We start from the raw sequence: 20,579 nt of genomic DNA on the forward strand, positions 1-20,579 counted from the left end.
TTTAGTCTTCGCTGGAAATTACGCTAGTTCGCCTCCGTCTGAATCTTGCCGAGCACCATTCCATCCAGCATCGACAAGGTTTTCCCGATATGCGCAGGCAGAAAGAAATTGACTCGCCTGGCATTCAAACGTTGCCGGGATGCTATTTCTCCGTCTGCAGGAATCCAGAGCGTTGTGTACATTCGCACTTTGGTTGCGTTTGGGAACACCCGACATAGGTCACAAAGCAATCATCCTCGTTGCGAACATCTTCTTGCGCCAGATCTTTGCAAGATGCTCTTGCGTTTCCCCCAAGCCCTGGAATTTTCATGCTCGGTCTAGTTCGTATCGCGCTCCGACGACCCTACACTTTCGTCGTTCTGGCAATCTTCATTCTCATCATCGGGCCACTGTCGGCGATGAAGACGCCCACCGACATTTTCCCCGATATCAGAATCCCGGTAATCAGCGTGGTGTGGCAATACACGGGGCTGCCGCCCGACCAGATGGTCGGCCGGATCACGTCGCCGTTCGAACGCACGCTGACTACCACCGTGAACGATGTCGAACACATCGAGGCAGAATCGGTCGCTGGTTTCGGGATCGTCAAGATCTTCTTCCAGCCGGGCGTGAATATCAGCACGGCGAACGCGCAAGTGACCGCGGTCGCGCAAACTCAGTTGCGGCAGTTGCCCGCGGGCACTACGCCGCCGCTGATCCTCAATTACAACGCGTCGACCGTGCCAATCATCCAGTTGGCGCTATCGGGCAAGGGACTGTCCGAGCAGAGGCTGGGCGACCTCGGTCTGAATGCGGTGCGTCCCATGCTCACGACTGTCGCCGGTGCGTCGGTTCCCTACCCGTTCGGCGGCAAGACGCGCCAGGTGCAGATCGACATTGATCCTGCGGCACTGCAGGCGCGCGGTTTATCTGCGCAGGACGTCGCCAATGCGCTGGCGGGTCAGAACCTGATCACGCCGGTCGGCACGGAAAAGATCGGCGACTACGAATACACGCTGCAACTGAACAATGCGCCCTCGGAGATCAAGGCCCTGGGCGATCTACCGGTCAAGGCCGCCAATGGCACGACGGTCACTATTCGTGACATTGCGAATGTTCGCGACGGCAGTCCGCCGCAAACCAATATCGTCCATGTGAACGGCCGGCGCTCGGTGCTGATGTCGGTACTCAAGAACGGCTCGGTTTCGACGCTCGGGATCATCTCCGGCATCAAACAGCAAATCGCCAACGGGAAGGCGTCGTGGCCCGATAACCTGAATGTCGAACCGATCGGCGACCAGTCGATCTTCGTGCGCGCAGCCATCACCGGTGTGGCACGTGAAGGCGTGATCGCGGCCGTGCTCACCAGCCTGATGATTCTGCTGTTCCTCGGCAGCTGGCGTTCGACGATCATCATCGCAACCTCGATCCCACTGGCCATCCTCGGCTCGATCGCCACGCTCTCCGCATTAGGCGAAACCTTGAACATCATGACGCTCGGCGGTCTCGCGTTAGCGGTGGGGATTCTTGTCGACGATGCGACCGTGACGATCGAGAACATCAACTGGCACCTCGAGCACGGCAAGGAGGTGGAGACCGCTATCCTCGATGGCGCCGCGCAGATCGTCACGCCCGCGTTCGTTTCCCTGCTGTGCATCTGCATCGTGTTCGTGCCGATGTTCTTCCTGAACGGCGTGGCGCGCTTCCTGTTCGTGCCGATGGCGGAGGCCGTCATTTTCGCGATGATCTCGTCGTTCATCCTGTCGAGAACCCTCGTGCCGACAATGGCCAAATACCTGCTGAAACCGCATGCGCGGGGTGGCCATGCCGATGAGGCGCGGCGTCCGGGTCCGTTCGGACGCTTCCAGCGCGGCTTCGAAGCGCGCTTTGAAAAGGTGCGTGGCGTGTATCGCGGGTTACTCGAACTCGCGCTGAACCATCGGCGTCCGTTCGTCAGTTGCTTCCTCGGCTTCGTCGCGCTCTCGTTCGCCCTCGCGCCCTTGCTCGGCCGCGACTTCTTCCCGGCGGTCGATGCCGGGCAGATCCTGATGCATGTGCGCGCACCAGTCGGGGTGCGCGTCGAAAAGACCGCGCAGATATTCGCGAATGTCGAAGGCGCGATCCGCCGGATCATCCCGCCGTCCGACCTCGGCACGGTGGTCGACAATATGGGTCTGCCGGTCAGCGGCATCAATACCGCGTACAACAACACCGGGACGGTCGGTTCGCAGGACGGCGACATCCAGATTGCGCTGAACGAAGGGCATCGTCCGACCGACGGGTATGTCCGCATGATGCGTGAAAGATTGCCGCGGGAATTCCCGGGGGTCACGTTCTCTTTCCCACCGGCGGATATCATCGGCCAGATCCTTAACTTCGGCTCGCCGGCGCCGATCGACCTGCAGATCCGCGGCAACAACCTGAACGCCAACTACGCGTATGCAGACCGTCTGCTGCGCGCGGTCCGCGACGTGCCCGGCGTGGTCGATGCACGAATCGCGCAGTCGCACGGCAATCCCACCTTCAACGTCGATGTCGACCGCACGCGTGCACAGTTGCTCGGCATCACCGAGCGCGACGTGACCAACAGCATGGTGGTGAACCTCGCGGGTTCGAGCCAGGTGGCGCCCACGTACTGGCTGAACAATGCGAACGGCGTGTCGTATCCGATCGTGATGCAAACGCCGCAATACAGTCTCGATTCACTGGCAGCATTGCAAAATCTGCCGATCACCGCCAGCGGCGGAGGCACCGCCCAGATCCTCGGCGGTCTGGCAACGGTCGAGCGCTCCACCAGCAACGAAGTCGTCAGCCAATACAACATCCAGCCCATGGTCGAGATCTTCGCGACCACCCAGGACCGCGATCTCGGCGCGGTGTCGGCCGATATCCAGCGCATCATGCACCAGAACGCCAGCACCTTGCCGAAGGGCTCGAGCGTCGCGCTGCTGGGTCAGGTGCAGACGATGAACAGCGCCTTTGCCGGCATGTTGTTCGGCCTGCTTGGCGCAGTGGTGCTGATCTATCTGCTGATCGTCGTCAATTTCCAGTCGTGGGCCGATCCGTTCGTGATTGTGAGCGCATTGCCGGCGGCGTTGGCGGGCATCGTCTGGATGCTGTTCGCGACGCACACGACGCTCTCCGTACCCGCACTCACTGGCGCGATCATGTGCATGGGGGTGGCGACCGCCAATTCGATTCTGGTCGTCAGCTTCTGCCGCGAACGTCTTGCCGTCCATGGCGATCCGTTCAAGGCGGCACTCGAAGCGGGCTTTACGCGCTTTCGCCCGGTGCTCATGACCGCGCTATCCATGATCATCGGCATGGCGCCGATGGCGCTCGCCCTCGGCGAAGGCGGTGAGCAAAACGCGCCGCTCGGCCGCGCCGTGATCGGCGGTTTGATGTTTGCCACCACGGCTTCGCTGTTCCTGGTCCCCGTCATCTTCTGTATCGTTCACGCGCGCCCCGGGCGCGCGGCGACCCCAGCATCCGCCCCGGAAGGTCCTGCCTATGTCGTCTGAATCCACTTTTCCCACTCACACGCCGCCGCGCCGTCCGCTCCGGATCGCGGGCGTGATCGGCCTGCTGATCGCCTTAGGCATCGTCGTTGGCGGTGTCGCGCTACGAGCCGTCGACGCCCGCAAGCTGAAAACCTGGACGGAGGCTCAGGCCGTACCGACAGTCAATCTGATCCAGCCCATGCGCGATCCCAACGGCCCTTCACTGCAACTGCCCGGCCGGCTCGAAGCGTTTACACGGGCGCCGATTTTCGCGCAGGTCAGCGGCTACCTGAAATCATGGAACGTCGATATTGGCGCGCCGGTCAAGGCGGGTCAGGTGCTCGCCGAAATCGAAACACCCGAGCTTGATCAGCAGCTCCTTCAGGCACGCGCCGATCTGCAGAGTGCGCAGGCGAATGCCGTCGTAGCGGGTACGACGGCGAAGCGCTGGGAGGCGCTAAGAGGCACCGATTCCGTCGCCCAGCAGGACGTCGACCAACGCACGGCTGATTACACCGCGAAGGAGGCGATCGTGGCAGCCGCGAAGGCCAACGTCGATCGCCTCGTCGCGACGAAGGCCTTCGCGCGGATCGTCGCGCCGTTCGACGGCGTGGTGACCGCGCGCGACACCGACGTTGGCGCGCTGGTGAACGCCGGTAGCGGCGGCGTCGGCCAGGAGCTGTTCGCGGTCTCCGAGGTCAAGCAGTTGCGTGTTTATGTTCAGGTACCGCAAAACTACGCTCCGGCGATCCACGATGGCACGACCGCGATCCTGACCGTTCCCGAGTACGCCGACCAGCAGTTCACCGCGCGCGTGATTGCAGCGGCAGACTCCGTCAATTCGAGTTCGGGAACGACGCTCGTGCAATTGCTGGTCGACAATGCCAACGGCAAGCTGCTGCCTGGCGGTTTCGCCAGCCTGAAATTCACGTTGCCCGCGTCGGCCGATTCACTTCGGGTGCCGGCTAGCGCGCTCGTGTTCGATAGCCGCGGCGTCGTGGTCGCCACGCTCGGTGCGAACGGTCACGTGCTGTTCAAGCAGGTGAAGATCGACCGCGATCTGGGCGACTCGGTGGAGATCGGCTCGGGACTCGCCGCCAGCGATCGCGTGATCGATACGCCGCCCGACGGACTCGCCGACGGCGACAGCGTGCAGGTTGCGCCGGCCACCGACAGGAAGGCGGCCGCACATGGTTAAGCCTGGACGGGTCGCGCTTTTAACGGGCGTCCTGGCGCTCTCCGCCTGCTCGCTCGCGCCGCAATATCAGGTGCCTTCGGTGCCGATAGCGGCGCAATACAAAACCGTTGGTCCCTGGACCGCCGCTCAGCCTGCCGACCGGATAGACCGTAATGGCTGGTGGAAAATATATGGCGACGCGCAACTCGATGATCTCGAAGCGCGTCTGCTGGCCAACAACACCGATCTGCACGCCGCCTACGCGCACTATGCGCAAGCGCAGGCTTTCGTCGCGCAGGTCGCGTCGGGACTGTATCCGACCATCAGCGCAAGCGCGGTGCCGCAGCGCGTTCGCCAGTCCGACAACCGGCCGTTGCGCGTGGGCGGCCCGAACGACTACAACTCCGTCACGCTCGGCGCCGAAGTCAATTACGACCTCGACCTGTGGGGCCGCGTGCGTGACTCCCTGGTGGCCGGCAAGGATGAGGCTCAGGCGACCAAAGCCGATCTGGCTTCCGTGAAACTCAGCCTGCAAGTGGCACTCGCGGACAATTACATCGGTTTGCGGGGCCTCGACCAGCAGACCGAGCTGCTGAACGAGACGGTCATGGCGTATGCGAAAGCGCTGCAACTCACGCAGACGCTGCATGACAGCGGCATCGTGGCGGGCCTCGACGTTTCGCGGGCTCAAACGCAATTGTCGTCGGCGAAGTCCCAGTTGTCGCAGAATCTCGCGCAACGAGCGCTCATCGAACACGCGATTGCCGTGTTGGTGGGCACGTCCGCGTCCGAATTCAGCCTGCCGCAGCAGACTGCCGCCATCGCGTTACCGGAGATTCCGACCGGCCTGCCCTCGACGCTGCTGCAACGTCGCCCCGACGTCGCAGCAGCGGAACGCCGGGTTGCCGAGGCCAACGCAAAGATTGGTGTCGCGCGCGCGGCCTATTTCCCGGACATCACGCTGAGCTTACAGGGTGGTGTGCAAAGCGCCGCCTATGCTGGACTGGTTAGCGCGCCCAATCTGTTCTGGGCGATTGGCCCGCAGCTCGTGCAATACGTATTCGACGGCGGTTACCGTCGTGCGCAGCTCGACGCCGCGAAGGCGGCAACCGAGGAAGCCGGAGACCGCTACCGCAGCGTGGTTCTGTCGGCATTCCAGCAGGTCGAGGACAACCTTTCGCTGCTGTCGTATCTCGGCACCGCGCTTGGCGAGCAAAAGGATGCCGCGAATGCCGCGCAATACTCGGTAGATCTGGCGCTGCGCCAATATCGCCAAGGCACTGTAGGTTATCTCGATGTCGTGCAGGCGCAGACCGTCGCACTCGAAGCACGGCGCAGCGTGCTCGATATCCAGACACGCCAGCTAAGTGCCAACGTGCAACTGCTGCATGCACTGGGCGGCGGATGGTCGAGCGATGAACTCGCCCAAGTGGCTGCCACGCCGGCACTGGTCGCGACAACGATGGCACACGGCGCAAATTGAAGGCCTGCACAAGGCGCAACCGGGAGGGTGACCCCGTTGCGCACGCTGTTCCCGTAAATTTCTCGTCCCGCGTGACGACGCACGGCAGAAAGCGACGCTGGTGCTTCAGCGGCGTTTCCCGCCGGCCCAGAGAGCGCGTACCGGCCGCCTTTTCGTCGTCGTACACCCGGATGCGGGTTGGCGCGGATCCGGACTCGACAAGATAGAGGCGGCTTTCATCCGGCGAGAAACAAAGGCCGTTCGGATTGGCGATGTCGCCGGCGACGATCTCTCTTTCGCCGGGGCGGCCGTCAGTCGTTCTTCCGGATATACGCTGCGAACGCCTGCGCGTAATCCGGATGCCAGCGCGACAGCGCCGGGCGATTCTCCACAATGTCTCCCGCAGCCCAAAGGATGCGTCGCTCGTCGAGGGAGCGAGGCACATCGTTGTCGGGGCACAGAATGTAGAAATCGCCCGCATCCAGTCGCTCAAGCATGAAATCGACAGTCTGCTCGGGCGTCCAGGCGGCGGCCGGCTTCTCGGTACGACTTCGAGCGGCAAGCTCCGTGAACACAAAGCCTGGGATCAGCAAATGCGCGCTGATCCGGCAGCCTGGCGTATTGCGCAACTCGTGCTGCAGTGCTTCGGTAAACGCCTTCAGGCCGGCCTTGGAGACGTTATAAGCCGGGTCGCCGGGCGGCGTCGTGATGCCCTGCTTCGAACCGGTGTTAATGACGAGGCCCGGGCGTGCGCGCGCGATCATCGCGGGCACGAAGGTCTGAGTGCCACGGATGACACCCCACAGATTGACGTCGAGCACCCGCTCCCAGCTAGCGGCCCCCCCGAACATGGCGCTACCTGGTTGAATCCCCGCATTGTTCATGAGGATATCCGTGCCGCCGAAGCGATCCCGAACCGCTGCTTCGAGGCGGACCAGGTCTTCAAGGCGGCTGACGTCCGTCTCGACGGCCAGTACATCGTTCGCGCCTTCAGCAGCCACACTGGCAATCGCCTGCTTCGCGTGCGCAAGGCGGTCCTCACCCAGATCCGCAATGCACACGCGAAGCCCAAGCTGCGCGAACCGCTTCGCAGCAGCGAGTCCAATGCCGGCAGCGCCGCCTGTCACGACAGCGACGGCTCCGGGAGTGAAAGTAAAGTGTGTCATCGATAGTCCTTTCTGATTCGTCATAAAAAGTCAGCCCGCCACCTCACAAGCGGACCGCCAAACCGCACGTGCTCGACAGGTCGCGCGGCCGGGAAATTCGTCACTCACCTCAGTCCATTGGGCAAAACGGCACTGGCGACAGAAACACCGATTCCTGATGGACGAGATACGGCAGGACGTGCGGCGTGAAAGCTTGCCAGCGTGGATCGGCTGCGAGTTTCGCGCGCTGCGCGGCCCGATGTGCGTAGTCCTCGTAGCCCCAGCAGAACACGATCGAGTTCAACGTGCCTGAGTCCTTCGTCCAGCAACCCTTGAGGCGGGCGTACTGACTGATGATGCCGAGCCCTTCGCGCTCGTAGATGTCCAGGAACTCGCCTGCCTTTCCTGCCGTTATCTGATACGTACGCATTTCTACCAGCATGATTCCCTCTGTTTCGATCGGTACTCTGTCACAGCACGGCGCCGTCAGAACGCGTCGCCGACATCGGGCCGACGCGAATCTGCACGGTCGATTCGAAATGCAGGTCGTCGAGCCTCTTCAGCGCTTTGCAGCCGGGCAGACATGCTTCGAGTACGACGGGGTCGTTCAATGCACGCCATGCGGCTTAAGGGGGCACGGGCAGGATGGTTCGATCTGTCAGTTTCATCGCCGCCGCTCAGCGCTCGTAGAGTTTGAACAGCGCCTGCGTACCGTTGCGCGCGTAGCCCCGCTCGGCCATCTCGTGATACATCACGCGCACCAGTTCCAGACCCGGCAATTCACGTCCCATGCTTCCTGCTTCCTCGTGCGCAATCCGCATGTCCTTGATGAAATGCTCGATGAAGAAACCGGGTGCAAAATCGCCGTTGGCAATGCGCGGCCCCAGGTTGTTCAGCTGGAATCCACCCGCCGCGCCCCCGCCAATCGCGCTCAATACGGTATCGGCATCCAGCCCGGCGCTGTGCGCATAGGCGAGCCCTTCGCACACGCCCATCATCGTCGACGCAATGACGATCTGATTGCACAGCTTCGTGTGCTGACCCGCACCCGGGCCGCCTTGCAGGACGATGTTGGTGCCGAGGCAGCGCAACATCGGTTCCACGCGTGCGAGCACAGCGCTTGCGCCGCCGACCATGATCGACAGGCGCCCTTCGCGCGCACCGATGTCGCCGCCCGATACCGGCGCATCCAGCATGTGCACCCCGCGCTGAGCGGCGTGCGCGGCCAACTCTTCGGCCAGTTTTGGACTCGACGTCGTCATGTCGACCAGCACCGCATCGCGCCGCGCATGCGCGATCAGACCGTCGTCGTCGAGATAGAGTGCGCGGACGTCCTCGGGTGTGCCGACAATCGTGAACACGACGTCCGATACTTCGGCGAGCGCCCGCGGGGTCGCTTGCCAGTTCGCGCCGGCTTCGATGAGCGGCTCAGCCTTCGCACGCGTACGGTTATAGACATGCAGCGGATAGCCGGCGGCGGCGAGCCGCGAGGCCATCGAGAAACCCATGATGCCAAGGCCGATAAAGCCAATCGCGGGTTTGCCTGTAGATTGATTCATGATGGTTGGTCCGTTCAGAGTTTGTCGCGCAGCAAGTCGCGCAATAGCATGGGAGTCAGTGGATGACGGCCGGCAACGACGCCAAATGGCGCAAGCGCGTCGTTGACCGCGTTGGTCAATGCGCCGATCGCTCCCATCACCCCGCCTTCGGCCATCCCCTTGATGCCGGCCGCCGTCGACTTGTCAGGCGTACGCAGCGGGATGATCTCGAGTTGGGCAATTCAGTCGAAGTGGCGATCAGATAGTCGGCGAGTGATCCGGTCACGTTCTGTCCTGAGTCGTCGTAACGCATATGCTCGAACAGCGCGCCCGACAGTCCCATCGCCACGGCGCCATGCTGCTGCCCTTCCACCACGGTGGGATTGAGCAGCGTGCCGCAGTCTTCGGCGATGACGTAACGCGCGATGCGGATTGCGCCGGTCAAGACGTCCACCTCGATCTCGCATCCATGAGCCGCATTCGAATAAGTCATGGCCGGCGGATCGTAAGTCAGGTGAAATTCGAGGCCCGGCGTCAAACCTTGCGGCAACGCGGTGGGATCCAGATACGCACGGCGGGCCGGTTGCGCGAAGCGCATATTCATCATCGGCGCGAGGCTTTGTCCTCCGGCGATCAGCTTGGCGTCAAAACCGTGAAGAGCAAGAAGCGACAGCGCGTCGTCAAGCGTGCTCGGCCGGTGATACGAAAATGCGGTGGGTTTCATGCGCGTTGCGCGTGCGCACTCGGGCTGCGATTCCGGGCGATGACAGGCAACCCGCGACAGCCCCCGCCCGCCGATAACCGAGGCACTCGACGACGGCCATTGCCGATTCGCTTGACGCTGCTCATGATTCGCTCCAGCCGCGTGCGCGGCGCTGTTCACCCGGCGGGATAGCTACCGCTTCAGCCATGGCCTCGGAAACGAGGATATCGCCGACAAATTAACTCGTCAATTGACGACTACATTTCCAATTAAGAGGATCATGGTCGGTCTAATGCGCAGGCCGTGTATACGAAGGAGCCACTATGATGTTTTGTTGTTTTTTCAAATATGTCTTCACATGACGACTTACGGTTTGATAGAGTACATCGTCCGCCGGCATGAACCGGTGTCGCCATGCTCCCGGTTTTAGCCGTGCACTATCTCAGTGCCATCGCGAAGCGAGCGCCTCATCTATGACTGCCGGCATTGGCACTCCCCGCGCCAGGGCGTTTGCGGGTCTTTCACTCAACCCGTTTCGGTTCTCCGCTCATGTCCTTGTCAAGCCGTCAATCGGTCATCATCGCGTTGATCGTCGCCAGTGCCTATTTCATGGAGAACCTGGACGCTACGGTGATTGCGACAGCGCTGCCCCACATTGCCGCCACGTTCGGCGTCACGTCAGTGAGGCTGAGTATCGGCATGACCGCCTATCTGCTCGCGCTCGCGGTTTTCATCCCGATCAGCGGCTGGGTGGCGGATCGCTTTGGGCAACGCTCCGTGTTCGGTAGCGCCATCGTCGTGTTCACCGGCGCGTCGATACTTTGCGGGCTCAGCAACGGTCTCGTCGAATTCACGGTCGCGCGGATCCTGCAGGGACTCGGCGGTGCAATGATGGTGCCGGTCGGCCGGCTCGCCGTGCTGCGCAGCACGGACAAGCGTCACCTGATGCGCTCGATCGCCTACATTACCTGGCCCGGGTTGGCCGCACCGGTGCTGGGTCCAGCGTTGGGCGGCTTTATCTCGACCTATTTCAGCTGGCGCTGGATCTTTCTGCTGAACGTACCGATCGGCCTGCTGGGCCTGGCGCTGACCGCCACGTTCATTCCGAACCACCGCGAATCCAGCCGTCGTCCGTTCGATGTGCCCGGATTCGTGCTTAGCGGAGTCGCGCTAACCTGCCTCATGTACGGCATGGAACTCGTCGGGCAACTGCATGGCGACTGGCACATCGCGGCCGCGGCGCTGACCGGTGGCGTGCTCGCCGCAGCCTTCGCGGTACGGCATTTCCGGCGTGCCGAACATCCGCTGATCGATCTCGCGCCGTGGCGAATCCCGACCTTTCGCGCAACCCTCGATGGCGGTTCGTTGTATGTCGTCTCGGTCAGCGTTTCGCCCTTCCTGTTGCCGCTGTTATTCCAACTCGGTTTCGGGCTGAACGCGTTCGCCGCCGGTTTGCTGGTGCTCGCTTACGCGGCCGGCAATCTGGCCATGAAGACCGTCACCACGCCCATCCTCAAGCGCTTTGGTTTTCGCAAGGTAATGATCGTCAATGGCCTGCTCACTGCCGCCACCATCGCGCTGTGCGCCCTGCTCTCGCCGGACACGCCGCGCGCGCTGATCATGCTGGTGCTGCTGGTCGGCGGGCTATGCCGATCGATGCAGTTCACCAGCATCAACACGCTCGCATTCGCGGACGTGCCGCCGGCGCGGATGAGTTCGGCGAGCACGTTTTTCAGCATGGTCCAGCAGATGACCATCGGTCTCGGCATCGCATTCGGTGCGATCGCGCTGCATGCTGCAGTCCTGATACATGGCGGCCACGCACAGTTGTCGCTTGCTGATTTCCGGGTCGCGTTTCTGCTTGTCGCGGTGCTGGTACTGATCTCCGTGCTGTACTTTATCGGCCTCGAACCGGACGCCGGCTGCGAGGTGAGCGGCCATACGGGAGCCGCATCGCGGTAGTGCGGAAATTGTATCGAGCGCGTTAATGGCGACTGGCCCAAATTAAACAGAGAGAGAGTCCGTGCAGAATAACCCGGGTACGCCAGTTACGAGTTCACAAGCCGCCTCGCCCCACGCGGCGCCAGTAGCGGACAGCTCAGTCGCTCGCAGCGCCTCGCAACAGGCGCTGATCCTTGCGGGCGTTTGTATCGCGGTACTAGTGCTGCCGCTGAATTTCGGCGGTGCGGCGGTGTCGGCGCCGACTATCGGCACCGCGTTGGGAGGCAGTCCAGTGGCAATCAACTGGATCCTGAACGCGTTCATGCTGAGCTTCGGCAGCAGTCTGATGGTCGCCGGAGCGCTCGCGGATCTGCTCGGACGAAAACGTGTATTCGCCGTCGGGGTAGCGCTCTTTGCAGCGACATCACTCGGGATCTCGGCCGCGCCGAGCCTCGTGTGGGTCGACTTTCTGCGCGCGCTGCAGGGCATTGCGGCCGCGTTGGTGCTGGCCGGATCATCGGCAGCGCTTGCCCAGGAGTTCGACGGGCATGGCCGCGCTCGCGCGTTCAGCATGCTCGGCACGACTTTCGGCGTGGGCCTGGCGCTGGGTCCGCTTCTCGCCGGGTTTCTTACGCAAACATTCGGCTGGCGCTCGTTCTTCCTGGCGGATGCGGCAATCGGCTTGACGGGCTTTGCGCTCGGCGTTCCAAAACTGAGGGAATCCTATGATCCGCACGCCAATGGTCTCGATTGGCCTGGCGCCATCAGCTTTACCGCGGCACTGACCCTGTTCACCTTCGGCCTGCTGCAAGGGCCGGAGAGCGGCTGGAGCAGTCCCCTCATCGTTTCACTGTTCTTGGGTGCCGCGGTCATGGCGATCGCCTTCGTCTGGATCGAAGGTCGTGTTACCCGGCCCATGCTCGATCTGTCGTTGTTTCGCTATCCGCGCTTCGTCGGTGTGCAGGTACTCCCGCTTGCGACCGCATTCTGCTATGTCACGTTGCTGCTTGTCTTGCCGACGCGATTCATCGGCATCGAAGGACATACCGCGATCGGCGCGGGCTTGATGATGGTTTCGCTTTCGGCGCCGATGCTGATCGTGCCGCTCACCGCTGCGCATCTCACGCGTTGGATGTCGGCCGGTGTCATCTCGGCGATCGGCCTCGTCATTGCGGCCATCGGCATGCTCTGGTTCAGTGGTATCGGACTTGATGCGTCAGCCACTGTCCTTGGGATTCCGCTGTTCGTGATCGGTGTCGGTGCGGGGCTGCCGTGGGGACTGATGGACGGCTTGTCCGTCAGCGTTGTTCCAAAGGAACGTGCCGGCATGGCGACGGGTATCTTCAGCACGACTCGCGTGGCGGGCGAAGGCATGACCCTCGCGGTGGCTAGCGCGATATTGGCGGTGCTCACACGCTTGCGACTAGCCGACGCACTCGCGCGATCTCCCGGCGCGTCGGCTCATGCCGTCACAGAAGCCGCCCAGCGCGTGGCCACCGGCGATCTGGCACATGCTGCGGTGCTTCTGCCCGCACTCGGGCAGCCTGTACTCGTGCATGCGTACGACGGCGCGTTCCGGGTACTGCTCCATATGCTGGCGGCAATCACGCTCGCCTCCGCGATCATGGTGCTTGGGTTCCTTGGCCGCACACCATCCGCGGCGAGCCCAGACGATGCCAGCCCGGCGCTTTCCGGAGGCAAAGGGATCGCCGACCGGTGAGACGCGCGCGGCTGCATTGGAGAAGACGCGGGTTTCCGCAGCGAAGGCTTCCACGGAGGAAGCCACAGGTAAGGATTCAACCACGACTGATGACTGAATCCTGACCGACGCATTACCGATCCGGCTCTTTGACATTGAATCTTTATTCATGTCAATTCAGTCAACGGATTCTTCCACAGCAATAAAAATTCACAAAATCACAAGAGAATTTCTACCGATCAAGCGCATTAGAACAATTGGCTCTACCGTCAATTTTAGCAAGACAGATTTCCAATTTTTGGACGTTCACGACACATTCTTTGCGGGCGAACGTGACGACCCAGTCCCGCCTTTCGCAATCTATCGCCGAACTCTAGCCCGCTATTTACGGACTGTTTTCGAAGAAGAGCGGTGTCGATAACTTGCTCAGGCTCCCCTCCTGGAGATCCTGCAACCCGCTCTTTGTCATGCCTTTTTGCAGTACTTCTTGTTAAGCCAATTCAGCCATACCACATAATTTAATCTTGGCTCCTTTCATTTTTATCATCCTCTTTTAGCCTTGGAAGGAACCGACCTCCTATTGCAAGCATAGAGAAAATAGATTGGCGCTCTGAAAAGCCCAATCATAGGATGTGCCTGGTTTCCTCCTGTCCTGAACTGGGATCACAACGTGAAATTACGCACGACACAAATCGCAGCAAGCATTCTTTCCATCGCCTCCGCAATCGTCACTGCGCAACCCGTGTACGCTGAAGATATGACGCGCGATAGTGGCTCGCCGGTCGGCGACAACCAGAACTCACAGACCGCCGGTCCTGAAGGTCCGGTACTGCTGCAGGACTCGCATCTGATCGAGAAGCTGCAGCGCTTCGACCGGGAGCGCATCCCGGAGCGCGTCGTTCATGCGCGCGGCACGGGTATTTTTGGCGAGTTCGCGCCGAGCGCCGATATCAGCGCATTGACCACCGCCAAAGTGTTCACGCCTGGCACGAAGACCCCGGTCTTCGTGCGCTTCTCGACCGTGATGGGCTATCGCGGATCGCCTGAGCAGGCGCGCGACCCGCGCGGCTTTGCCGTGAAGTTCTATACGCAGCAAGGCAACTGGGACGTCGTCGGCATCAACTGGCCGATCTTCTTCATCCGGGACGCTATCAAGTTCCCGGACTTCGTGCACGCAAACAAGCCGTCCGCCGTGACGGGCGTGCAGGATCCGAATCTGGCCTTCGATTTCTTCGCTCATACGCCGGAAGCGACCAGCATGCTGACGCACCTCTACACCGACGAGGGAATGCCTGACTCATACCGTCACATGGATGGCTTCGGCGTCCATGCGTTCAAGTTCGTCAATGCCAAAGGCGAAGTTCACTACGTGAAGTTTCACTGGAAGAGCCGTCAGGGCATCGAGGGCATCCGCCCGCAGGATATTCCTCATTCGATCGGCGCCGACTGGAATCTGATGACCGACGACCTGTACAACTCGGTCAAGGCCCATTCATATCCGCAATGGGATCTGTACATCCAGATCCTTTCGCCGAAGGATCTGAACAAGTTCGACTTCGATCCGCTTGACGACACGAAGGTGTGGCCTTCGTCGATCCCTGAGCAGAAGGTCGGGACGATGACGCTCAACCGGGTTCCGGATAACTACTTCCAGTCCACTGAAGAGTCGGCATTCGCGCCGTCCCGCCTCGTGCCGGGCATCGAGCCCTCCGAGGACCGGATGCTGCAGGGTCGTCTGTTCGCATACGCCGACACGCAGATGTATCGCCTGGGACCGAACTACAACGATTTGCCGATCAACCGTCCTGTTGTGCCTGTGTACAACAATAATCAGGATGGCTCGATGAATTCCGGCGATCGCAAGGCTGAGGTGAACTACGAGCCCTCCAGCATCGCGGAGATCTCGCAGCAGGCCAGGTACAAGTCCGTGCAGACGCCGCTCAGCGGAACGACGCAGCAAATGGCGATCCACAAGACGCTCGACTTCCGTCAGGCTGGCGAGTTCTACCGGACGCTGTCTGAAGCCAACAAGGCGGATCTGGTCACGGCATTGTCGGGCGATCTGGGCCGTGTAACAAACGACACGAATAAGTACACGATGCTGTCGTACTTTTACAAGGCTGATTCCGATTACGGTACTCGCCTCGCACGCGCCACGCACGCGGATCTCTCACGTGTGCAGGATATGGCGTCGCACCTCGGCGATAACTGAAGCCAGTAGGCAACGCAGACGGAGCCTGCGCAAGCAGGCCCCGTCTGCCTGAATACGATTTCCGACGGAGAACGTCATGCGAGGTTTCTCTACTGCGCGGCGTGTAGTTCGAAACGCAGCCGTGGCAGCGATAGCCGCACTTCTGAGCGCGAGTTGTGCGGAGCACGTTTATCGGCCAGCAACGTATTCCGGCACGGTTGACACGCGAGCATACACCGATGACTGGTTCGCGGCGGCGCGCGAAGGGCGAACCGATATCGTTCAATTGCTGATCGACGCGCACTATCCAATCGAAACCGCAACGCCTCAGGGATATACCGCGCTCATTCTTAGCGCCTACGATAATCACCCGGACACGCTAAGGGCGCTTCTTGCCGCACACGCCAACGCATGCGCCGCCGACAAGCACGGCAATACCGCGTTGATGGGTGCACTGTTCAAGGGCGAAACGAACATTGCGCAAATATTGCTCGAGACGCGCTGCCCTATCGATCAAACCAACAACGCAGGGGAAACGGCGCTATCGTTTGCTGCGCTGTTCGGCCGGCTCGATATGCTCTCGGTGCTGGTGGCGCACGGAGCGAACGTCAATCATGTCGACGCACGCGGCGGCACCGCGCTGCAAATGGCCATCTCGCAACACAATACCGCCGCAGCCGATGCGCTGCGCCAGGTCGGCGCTACGCAGTAAGGCGCTACGCAGCTCTGCGTTCACGCGAAAGTATTGATGATGCTTCCAACCATGCCGTTTGCACTGACAGGCGGCGCGCTCGCAGCTTCCGCTTCGACGAGAGCCAGGGCGCCGCTTTGCGGCGTATGCGCGGCAACGCCCTGCGAGGACTGCTGCATCACTTGCATGGCCACGCTTGCGGCGGTTTGCGTAACGTTCATGATCTTTCCTTTGTTGAAGACGCAGACGTTAGCACGTCTTCCGATTTTTGGCAGATCTCACCAATTGAATTCGCAGCCGCTGGTAAGTGCGGAAAATCGTGCTGCGGGTCTGGATGACACGAATGTCATCTTGCGGACCGATTTGCGACATGCAGGAGCCGGTATGTTGACACGTCGCTCAGAGGCCTATGTGGATTATTCGAAGCGCGTAAGCAAGAAGGAATACAACGGGGTTGTCTTCAATGACGGAAATCACGGCCGTAGTCAGCATCAGGATTGCAGATATCACGCGTCTGACCCACATATTCGGCGAGGAATCGACTCAACAGGCTCTCACTCAGTTCGGCGAGGAAGCAACGGCTTTGCTAAATCGGCTGCTGGCTCAGCATCAGGTAATTGACCGATATCGTTCTGATGTCGACGGAAATTGCTCTGCGTGTTTCCGCGTGCTGTCGGGAGGCTTGCCGCGTGATGCCAGCGAAGCGGCGCAGGCCATAGAAAAGGCAGGGCGTCATCTGATTCGCGAGCGGCTACTTGCTATTTTTGGCGGCGGGACAGGCGCCCGGATCAACTGCGATCTGTCGGTGTTCGTTTTGCCTTCCGAAGCAGTCGCAGGAGATGCCAAAACGGGTTGGTTTCAATGGACGAAAGATCAATCGAGGTCCCAACCGAAACAACAACATAAAGACCGGGACAACTCATCGACCAGAGTGAGAGCAATTCTGCGCGAACGCTCCATACAGACCGTGTTGCAGCCGATAGTGCGCATTAAAGACGGTGCAGTGACGGGTTTTGAAGCCCTTTCCAGAGGTCCGCAACGGACGCCATTTGAACGCCCGGACGTGCTGTTCGACGCGGCTCATGCGGCCGGCTGTGCCGTAGAGATGGAATTATTGTGTGCCGAATTGGCTCTCGAGCGCACCAAAGGCAAGCTGCCGCCCGGGAAGTTTTTGACCATCAATCTGGGCCCGGATGCCTTGACCCTTGCCGCGGAAAAACTGCCGTTGGCAGGCCGGCAGGAAGTCATGTTCGAACTCACCGAGCACTTACCGCTCAACGAAGCCGAGGGTTTGCGAGAGGCGGTCGAACGCCTGCGTACCATCGGCATTGGCTTGGCCCTGGACGACACGGGCTGCGGGTTCGCAGACCTCGATACCGTCCGTCTGTTGAAGCCAGAAATCGTCAAACTGTGCATTACCGTGATCCGCAATGCCGATAAGGGTGCGCCCTTCGCAGCCGCTATTCGCGCGTCGGCTGAACAGCTCTGTAAGCTCGGCTGCAAGGTGCTTGCTGAAGGTGTCGAAACGGCAGCCCAGCACGACGCATTGCAGAACTGCGGCATCGAACTTGCGCAAGGGTGGCTTTACGGCAAGCCGGCGGCCGTTGCGTCATTGCCAGGCGGCAGATGACCCAACGGCGGGTTCGCAAAACGATTTCGAAAGAACTGGCGCGCACCGAAGCGCACTGAACACCGCCGCCCGCGCACAGCGTTCCGTTGACGCGACAGCTCTATCGTTTAACGCTGATTTCATTCTCACGGTAGGCAGCCGCTCGAACCCCGTTGCATTTTTCCGCTACGTCCGTTTCAGCAGCGACGTATCCACCGGTAACGCACGAATCCGGTGACCGGTCGCATTGAAGATCGCGTTGCAGATGGCCGCTGAAGTCGGCGGCACGCCCGGCTCGCCAACACCGCCAGGCGGCGCATCGCTCGGCACGATATACACGTGTGTCTCGGGAACGGAATCGATACGGGCGACCTGGTAGTCCGTGAAGTTCGATTGCTCCGACGCACCGTTCCGGAAAGTGAGTTCACTGTATAACGTGTTGCCGAGCGCCATCACCACCGCGCCCTCGAACTGCGCAACAACCCGATCGGGATTGACGATGCGCCCGCAGTCGACGGCCAGATCGACGCGTGTCACACGCACCGAACCGTCGTCGGCCACCTGCACATGCGCTACCGCGGCCACATAACTCAGGAAGCTGCGATGTACCGCAATCCCGCGCCCATGCCGCGCCGGCAATGCGGTCGACCACCCGGAGCGGACAGCGACCGCGCGAACCACGGCCGCATAGCGGGCGGTGTCGATCGGGTACTCGTCGATCGACGCGCCGTAGTTCGGGTAATCGACCCCCAGTGCATGCAGATCGACATGCCGCGGCGTGCCGAGCAGCGTGAGCAGGTGCTGCACCGGATCCTGCCGCGCGGCCGCCGCAAGCTCATCGACGAACGACCCTAACGCGAAGCCGTGGGGAATGTTGTACACCGATCGATACCAGCCGATGCGCGTGTGTGCGGAGGCGGCGCCGTTCTCACACCGCACGTTGGCGATGTCGTAGGGCATATCGGTCACGCCCTGCCCCAATTCCCCCGCCGCCCCATAGCGGACATCGGCCTTGAATGTCGAACTGATGGACGGAAACACCGTGCGGTGCAACCACGCGACCGACTTGCCTTGCGCATCGAGCCCGCCTTCCATGTGCTGGGCGCACACCGCATGGAAATAGTCGTTGTGCACATCGTCTTCGCGAGTCCACGTGAGCTTCACGGGCGCGCCGACCTCGCGTGACAGGAATGCCGCCTCGGCCACGTAGTCAGGCTTGGACTTGCGGCCGAAGCCGCCGCCCAATAACGTGACATTGATCGTCACGGCCGGCTCCTGCACGCCGAGCACCTGTGCCACGGTCGTGCGAGCCTGCTGCGGATTCTGCGTCGCGGTCCAGACTTCAACCGCACCGTTCGCATAGGACGCGGTCGCGGCGAGCGGCTCCATCGCCGCATGTGCCAGGTGCGGCACGTAGTAGTCCGCCGAGACATGGTGGGCGGCGCTCTTTAGCGCAGCCGCTGTGTCGCCGTTGTTGCGAACGATTTTGCCCGGCTGCCGCGCGGTGTCCTCGAGCGCCTTGCGATAAGCCTGACTGTCATACGAGGCATTCGGCCCAAGGTCCCAGTCGAGCCTCAATTTCCGCCGCCCTTGCATCGCGGCCCAAGTGCTGGTTGCCACCACCGCGATGCCGCCCAGCGGCTGGAATCCGGCGGGCAACGGCGCAGCGGGAATGCGCACCACATGCAGCACGCCGGGCACTTTCATCGTTTCCGTCGAATCGACGCTCTTGAGCGTCGCGCCATAGACCGCCGAACGTTCGATCGACGCGTACGTCATTCGGGGCAATACGACATCGATACCGTATGTCGCCCGGCCGTGGACGATGTCGTCGAGATCGACGATCGGCAGCGACTTGCCGATATAGCGCCAGGTACCCTCGTCTTTCAGATGCAGCGTGTCACGGCCCGGCACCGGCTGACGCGCCGCCGCCGTTGCGAGCGCGCCGTAGGCCACGCGCCGCCCGCTCGCCGCATGCACGACATGACCCGGCTCGGTGTGGCAGGTCGCCGGCGCCACGCGCCATTGCACTGCGGCCGCCGCCACGAGCATCTGCCGGGCCGTGCCACCTGCTTCGCGCAATGGCTGGAAGAACTGGCGGATGCTGCGCGAGCCATCGGTATTCTGGTCGCCATACTTCGCATCGCCTTGTGCCTGCACGACCTTGACGGCGTTCCAGTCGGCATCGAGTTCGTCGGCAAGAATCATCGCGAGGCTGGTGCGGATACCGGTCCCCATCTCCGAACGATGCACGACCAGAATGATCTCGCCGGACGGCGCGACCGAGACGTACACGTTCGGTGCGAAAGCCGCTTTAGCGCCATTCGCGGATGACAGCACGCTCGCCGCGAGCGCGGTGCCCGCGCCGCCGATCTGCAAGCCCAGCACAACCCCACCCGCCAAGGTCCCTTTCAACACCCCGCGCCGACTCAGATTGACGATTTCGCCCATCACGCCTCCGACGCTGCCGCCTTGATGGCGGCCTTGATGCGTTGATAGGTGCCACAGCGGCAAACATTGCCGGACATCGCTTCGACGATCTGCTCGTCACTCGGCTTCGGCGTCTGCTTGAGCAACGACGCGGCCTGCATGATCTGTCCAGGCTGGCAGTAACCGCACTGCGGCACATTGGCGGCTTTCCACGCGCGCTGCACCGGGTGATCGCCGCCTTTGCCGAGTCCCTCGATGGTCGTTACGGGCTTGCCCTGAACATCCGCCAGTGCGGTCACACACGAACGCACAGCGACACCGTCCAGATGGACCGTGCATGCGCCGCACGCACCGACCCCGCAACCGAACTTGGTACCGTGCAGCCCGAGCAGATCACGGACTGCCCACAGCAGCGGCATATTCGCATCCGCATCGACGTTGTGATGCACGCCGTTCACAATGAGTTCCATCATCTGATTCCTCGTAGTCGACGCGAACGGCCCGAAGTCGTCAT

General features: G+C 61.6%; 16 protein-coding genes and 1 pseudogene. 8 read left to right on the forward strand and 9 right to left on the reverse strand.

Annotation, left to right across the window (positions count from 1 at the left end):
• The first annotated feature begins 308 nt into the window (after positions 1-308).
• Genes F6X42_RS02670 through F6X42_RS02680 form a run of 3 tightly spaced genes read left to right on the forward strand, consistent with a single transcriptional unit; the run spans position 309 to position 6,139 of the window.
• A complete protein-coding gene (locus F6X42_RS02670; protein WP_187632725.1) occupies positions 309-3,500 on the forward strand; it encodes an efflux RND transporter permease subunit in 3,192 nt (1,063 codons plus the stop codon).
• Positions 3,490-4,677 (forward strand): efflux RND transporter periplasmic adaptor subunit, encoded by a 1,188-nt coding sequence (locus tag F6X42_RS02675; protein WP_187632726.1) that lies wholly within the window; start codon positions 3,490-3,492, stop codon positions 4,675-4,677. The genes F6X42_RS02670 and F6X42_RS02675 overlap by 11 nt, the downstream gene beginning before the upstream one ends.
• Positions 4,670-6,139 carry an efflux transporter outer membrane subunit gene (locus F6X42_RS02680; RefSeq protein ID WP_187632727.1) on the forward strand — a complete coding sequence of 490 codons (1,470 nt, stop codon included), beginning with the start codon at positions 4,670-4,672 and terminating at the stop codon, positions 6,137-6,139. Before F6X42_RS02675 ends, F6X42_RS02680 begins: the two co-directional genes overlap by 8 nt.
• Positions 6,140-6,429: 290 nt before the next feature.
• Here F6X42_RS02680 and F6X42_RS02685 read toward each other — a convergent pair whose 3' ends face one another.
• From F6X42_RS02685 to F6X42_RS02705, 6 genes and pseudogenes are all read right to left on the reverse strand, one after another.
• Positions 6,430-7,308, reverse strand: a complete 879-nt coding sequence (locus tag F6X42_RS02685; protein ID WP_312892410.1) for an SDR family NAD(P)-dependent oxidoreductase — start codon at positions 7,306-7,308, stop codon at positions 6,430-6,432.
• An 85-nt stretch (positions 7,309-7,393) separates the two neighbouring features.
• Positions 7,394-7,705 carry an NIPSNAP family protein gene (locus F6X42_RS02690; RefSeq protein ID WP_187632729.1) on the reverse strand — a complete coding sequence of 104 codons (312 nt, stop codon included), beginning with the start codon at positions 7,703-7,705 and terminating at the stop codon, positions 7,394-7,396.
• Between the two features lie 28 nt (positions 7,706-7,733).
• Positions 7,734-7,877, reverse strand: a pseudogene (locus F6X42_RS02695) (SRPBCC domain-containing protein); the annotation flags it as partial.
• Between the two features lie 63 nt (positions 7,878-7,940).
• Complete coding sequence (locus F6X42_RS02700) at positions 7,941-8,822, reverse strand: NAD(P)-dependent oxidoreductase (RefSeq protein ID WP_187632730.1); 882 nt, start codon at positions 8,820-8,822, stop codon at positions 7,941-7,943.
• Between the two features lie 14 nt (positions 8,823-8,836).
• Positions 8,837-8,959, reverse strand: coding sequence for a hypothetical protein (locus tag F6X42_RS45235; RefSeq protein ID WP_281393921.1), 123 nt, complete (start codon positions 8,957-8,959; stop codon positions 8,837-8,839).
• Entirely contained in the window at positions 8,959-9,525 is a 567-nt protein-coding gene (locus F6X42_RS02705; protein WP_246529926.1) for a molybdopterin cofactor-binding domain-containing protein, read from the reverse strand. Before F6X42_RS02705 ends, F6X42_RS45235 begins: the two co-directional genes overlap by 1 nt.
• Positions 9,526-10,053: 528 nt before the next feature.
• Here F6X42_RS02705 and F6X42_RS02710 point away from each other — a divergent pair.
• The 4 genes from F6X42_RS02710 to F6X42_RS02725 all read left to right on the forward strand — a co-directional run bounded on the left by F6X42_RS02710 (position 10,054) and on the right by F6X42_RS02725 (position 16,047).
• The gene (locus tag F6X42_RS02710; protein WP_187632731.1) at positions 10,054-11,466 is read left to right on the forward strand and encodes a DHA2 family efflux MFS transporter permease subunit; all 1,413 of its coding nucleotides are present in this window, start codon (positions 10,054-10,056) and stop codon (positions 11,464-11,466) included.
• A 61-nt stretch (positions 11,467-11,527) separates the two neighbouring features.
• On the forward strand, positions 11,528-13,165 hold the full coding sequence (locus F6X42_RS02715; protein ID WP_376776305.1) for an MFS transporter: 1,638 nt from the start codon (positions 11,528-11,530) through the stop codon (positions 13,163-13,165).
• Between the two features lie 736 nt (positions 13,166-13,901).
• A complete protein-coding gene (locus F6X42_RS02720) occupies positions 13,902-15,356 on the forward strand; it encodes a catalase (RefSeq protein ID WP_187632732.1) in 1,455 nt (484 codons plus the stop codon).
• A gap of 76 nt (positions 15,357-15,432) precedes the next feature.
• The gene (locus F6X42_RS02725; protein ID WP_222945462.1) at positions 15,433-16,047 is read left to right on the forward strand and encodes an ankyrin repeat domain-containing protein; all 615 of its coding nucleotides are present in this window, start codon (positions 15,433-15,435) and stop codon (positions 16,045-16,047) included.
• Between the two features lie 20 nt (positions 16,048-16,067).
• On the opposite strand, the gene F6X42_RS02730 is transcribed toward F6X42_RS02725, so the two are convergent.
• Positions 16,068-16,247, reverse strand: a complete 180-nt coding sequence (locus F6X42_RS02730) for a hypothetical protein (protein WP_027196133.1) — start codon at positions 16,245-16,247, stop codon at positions 16,068-16,070.
• Positions 16,248-16,489: 242 nt separating this feature from the next.
• Between F6X42_RS02730 and F6X42_RS02735 the strand changes: the two genes are divergently transcribed.
• Positions 16,490-17,656 carry an EAL domain-containing protein gene (locus F6X42_RS02735; protein WP_187632734.1) on the forward strand — a complete coding sequence of 389 codons (1,167 nt, stop codon included), beginning with the start codon at positions 16,490-16,492 and terminating at the stop codon, positions 17,654-17,656.
• 165 nt (positions 17,657-17,821) lie between these two features.
• Here the strand turns inward: F6X42_RS02735 and F6X42_RS02740 are convergent, their stop codons facing one another.
• Both F6X42_RS02740 and F6X42_RS02745 read right to left on the reverse strand, forming a co-directional pair.
• Positions 17,822-20,086 carry a xanthine dehydrogenase family protein molybdopterin-binding subunit gene (locus F6X42_RS02740; protein ID WP_187632735.1) on the reverse strand — a complete coding sequence of 755 codons (2,265 nt, stop codon included), beginning with the start codon at positions 20,084-20,086 and terminating at the stop codon, positions 17,822-17,824.
• Entirely contained in the window at positions 20,086-20,538 is a 453-nt protein-coding gene (locus tag F6X42_RS02745) for a (2Fe-2S)-binding protein (RefSeq protein ID WP_026226223.1), read from the reverse strand. The genes F6X42_RS02740 and F6X42_RS02745 overlap by 1 nt, the downstream gene beginning before the upstream one ends.
• Between the last annotated feature and the right edge of the window lie 41 nt (positions 20,539-20,579).

Origin of the sequence: Paraburkholderia podalyriae (genome assembly GCF_014397785.1) — a bacterium.
GTDB classification, from domain to species: domain Bacteria; phylum Pseudomonadota; class Gammaproteobacteria; order Burkholderiales; family Burkholderiaceae; genus Paraburkholderia; species Paraburkholderia podalyriae.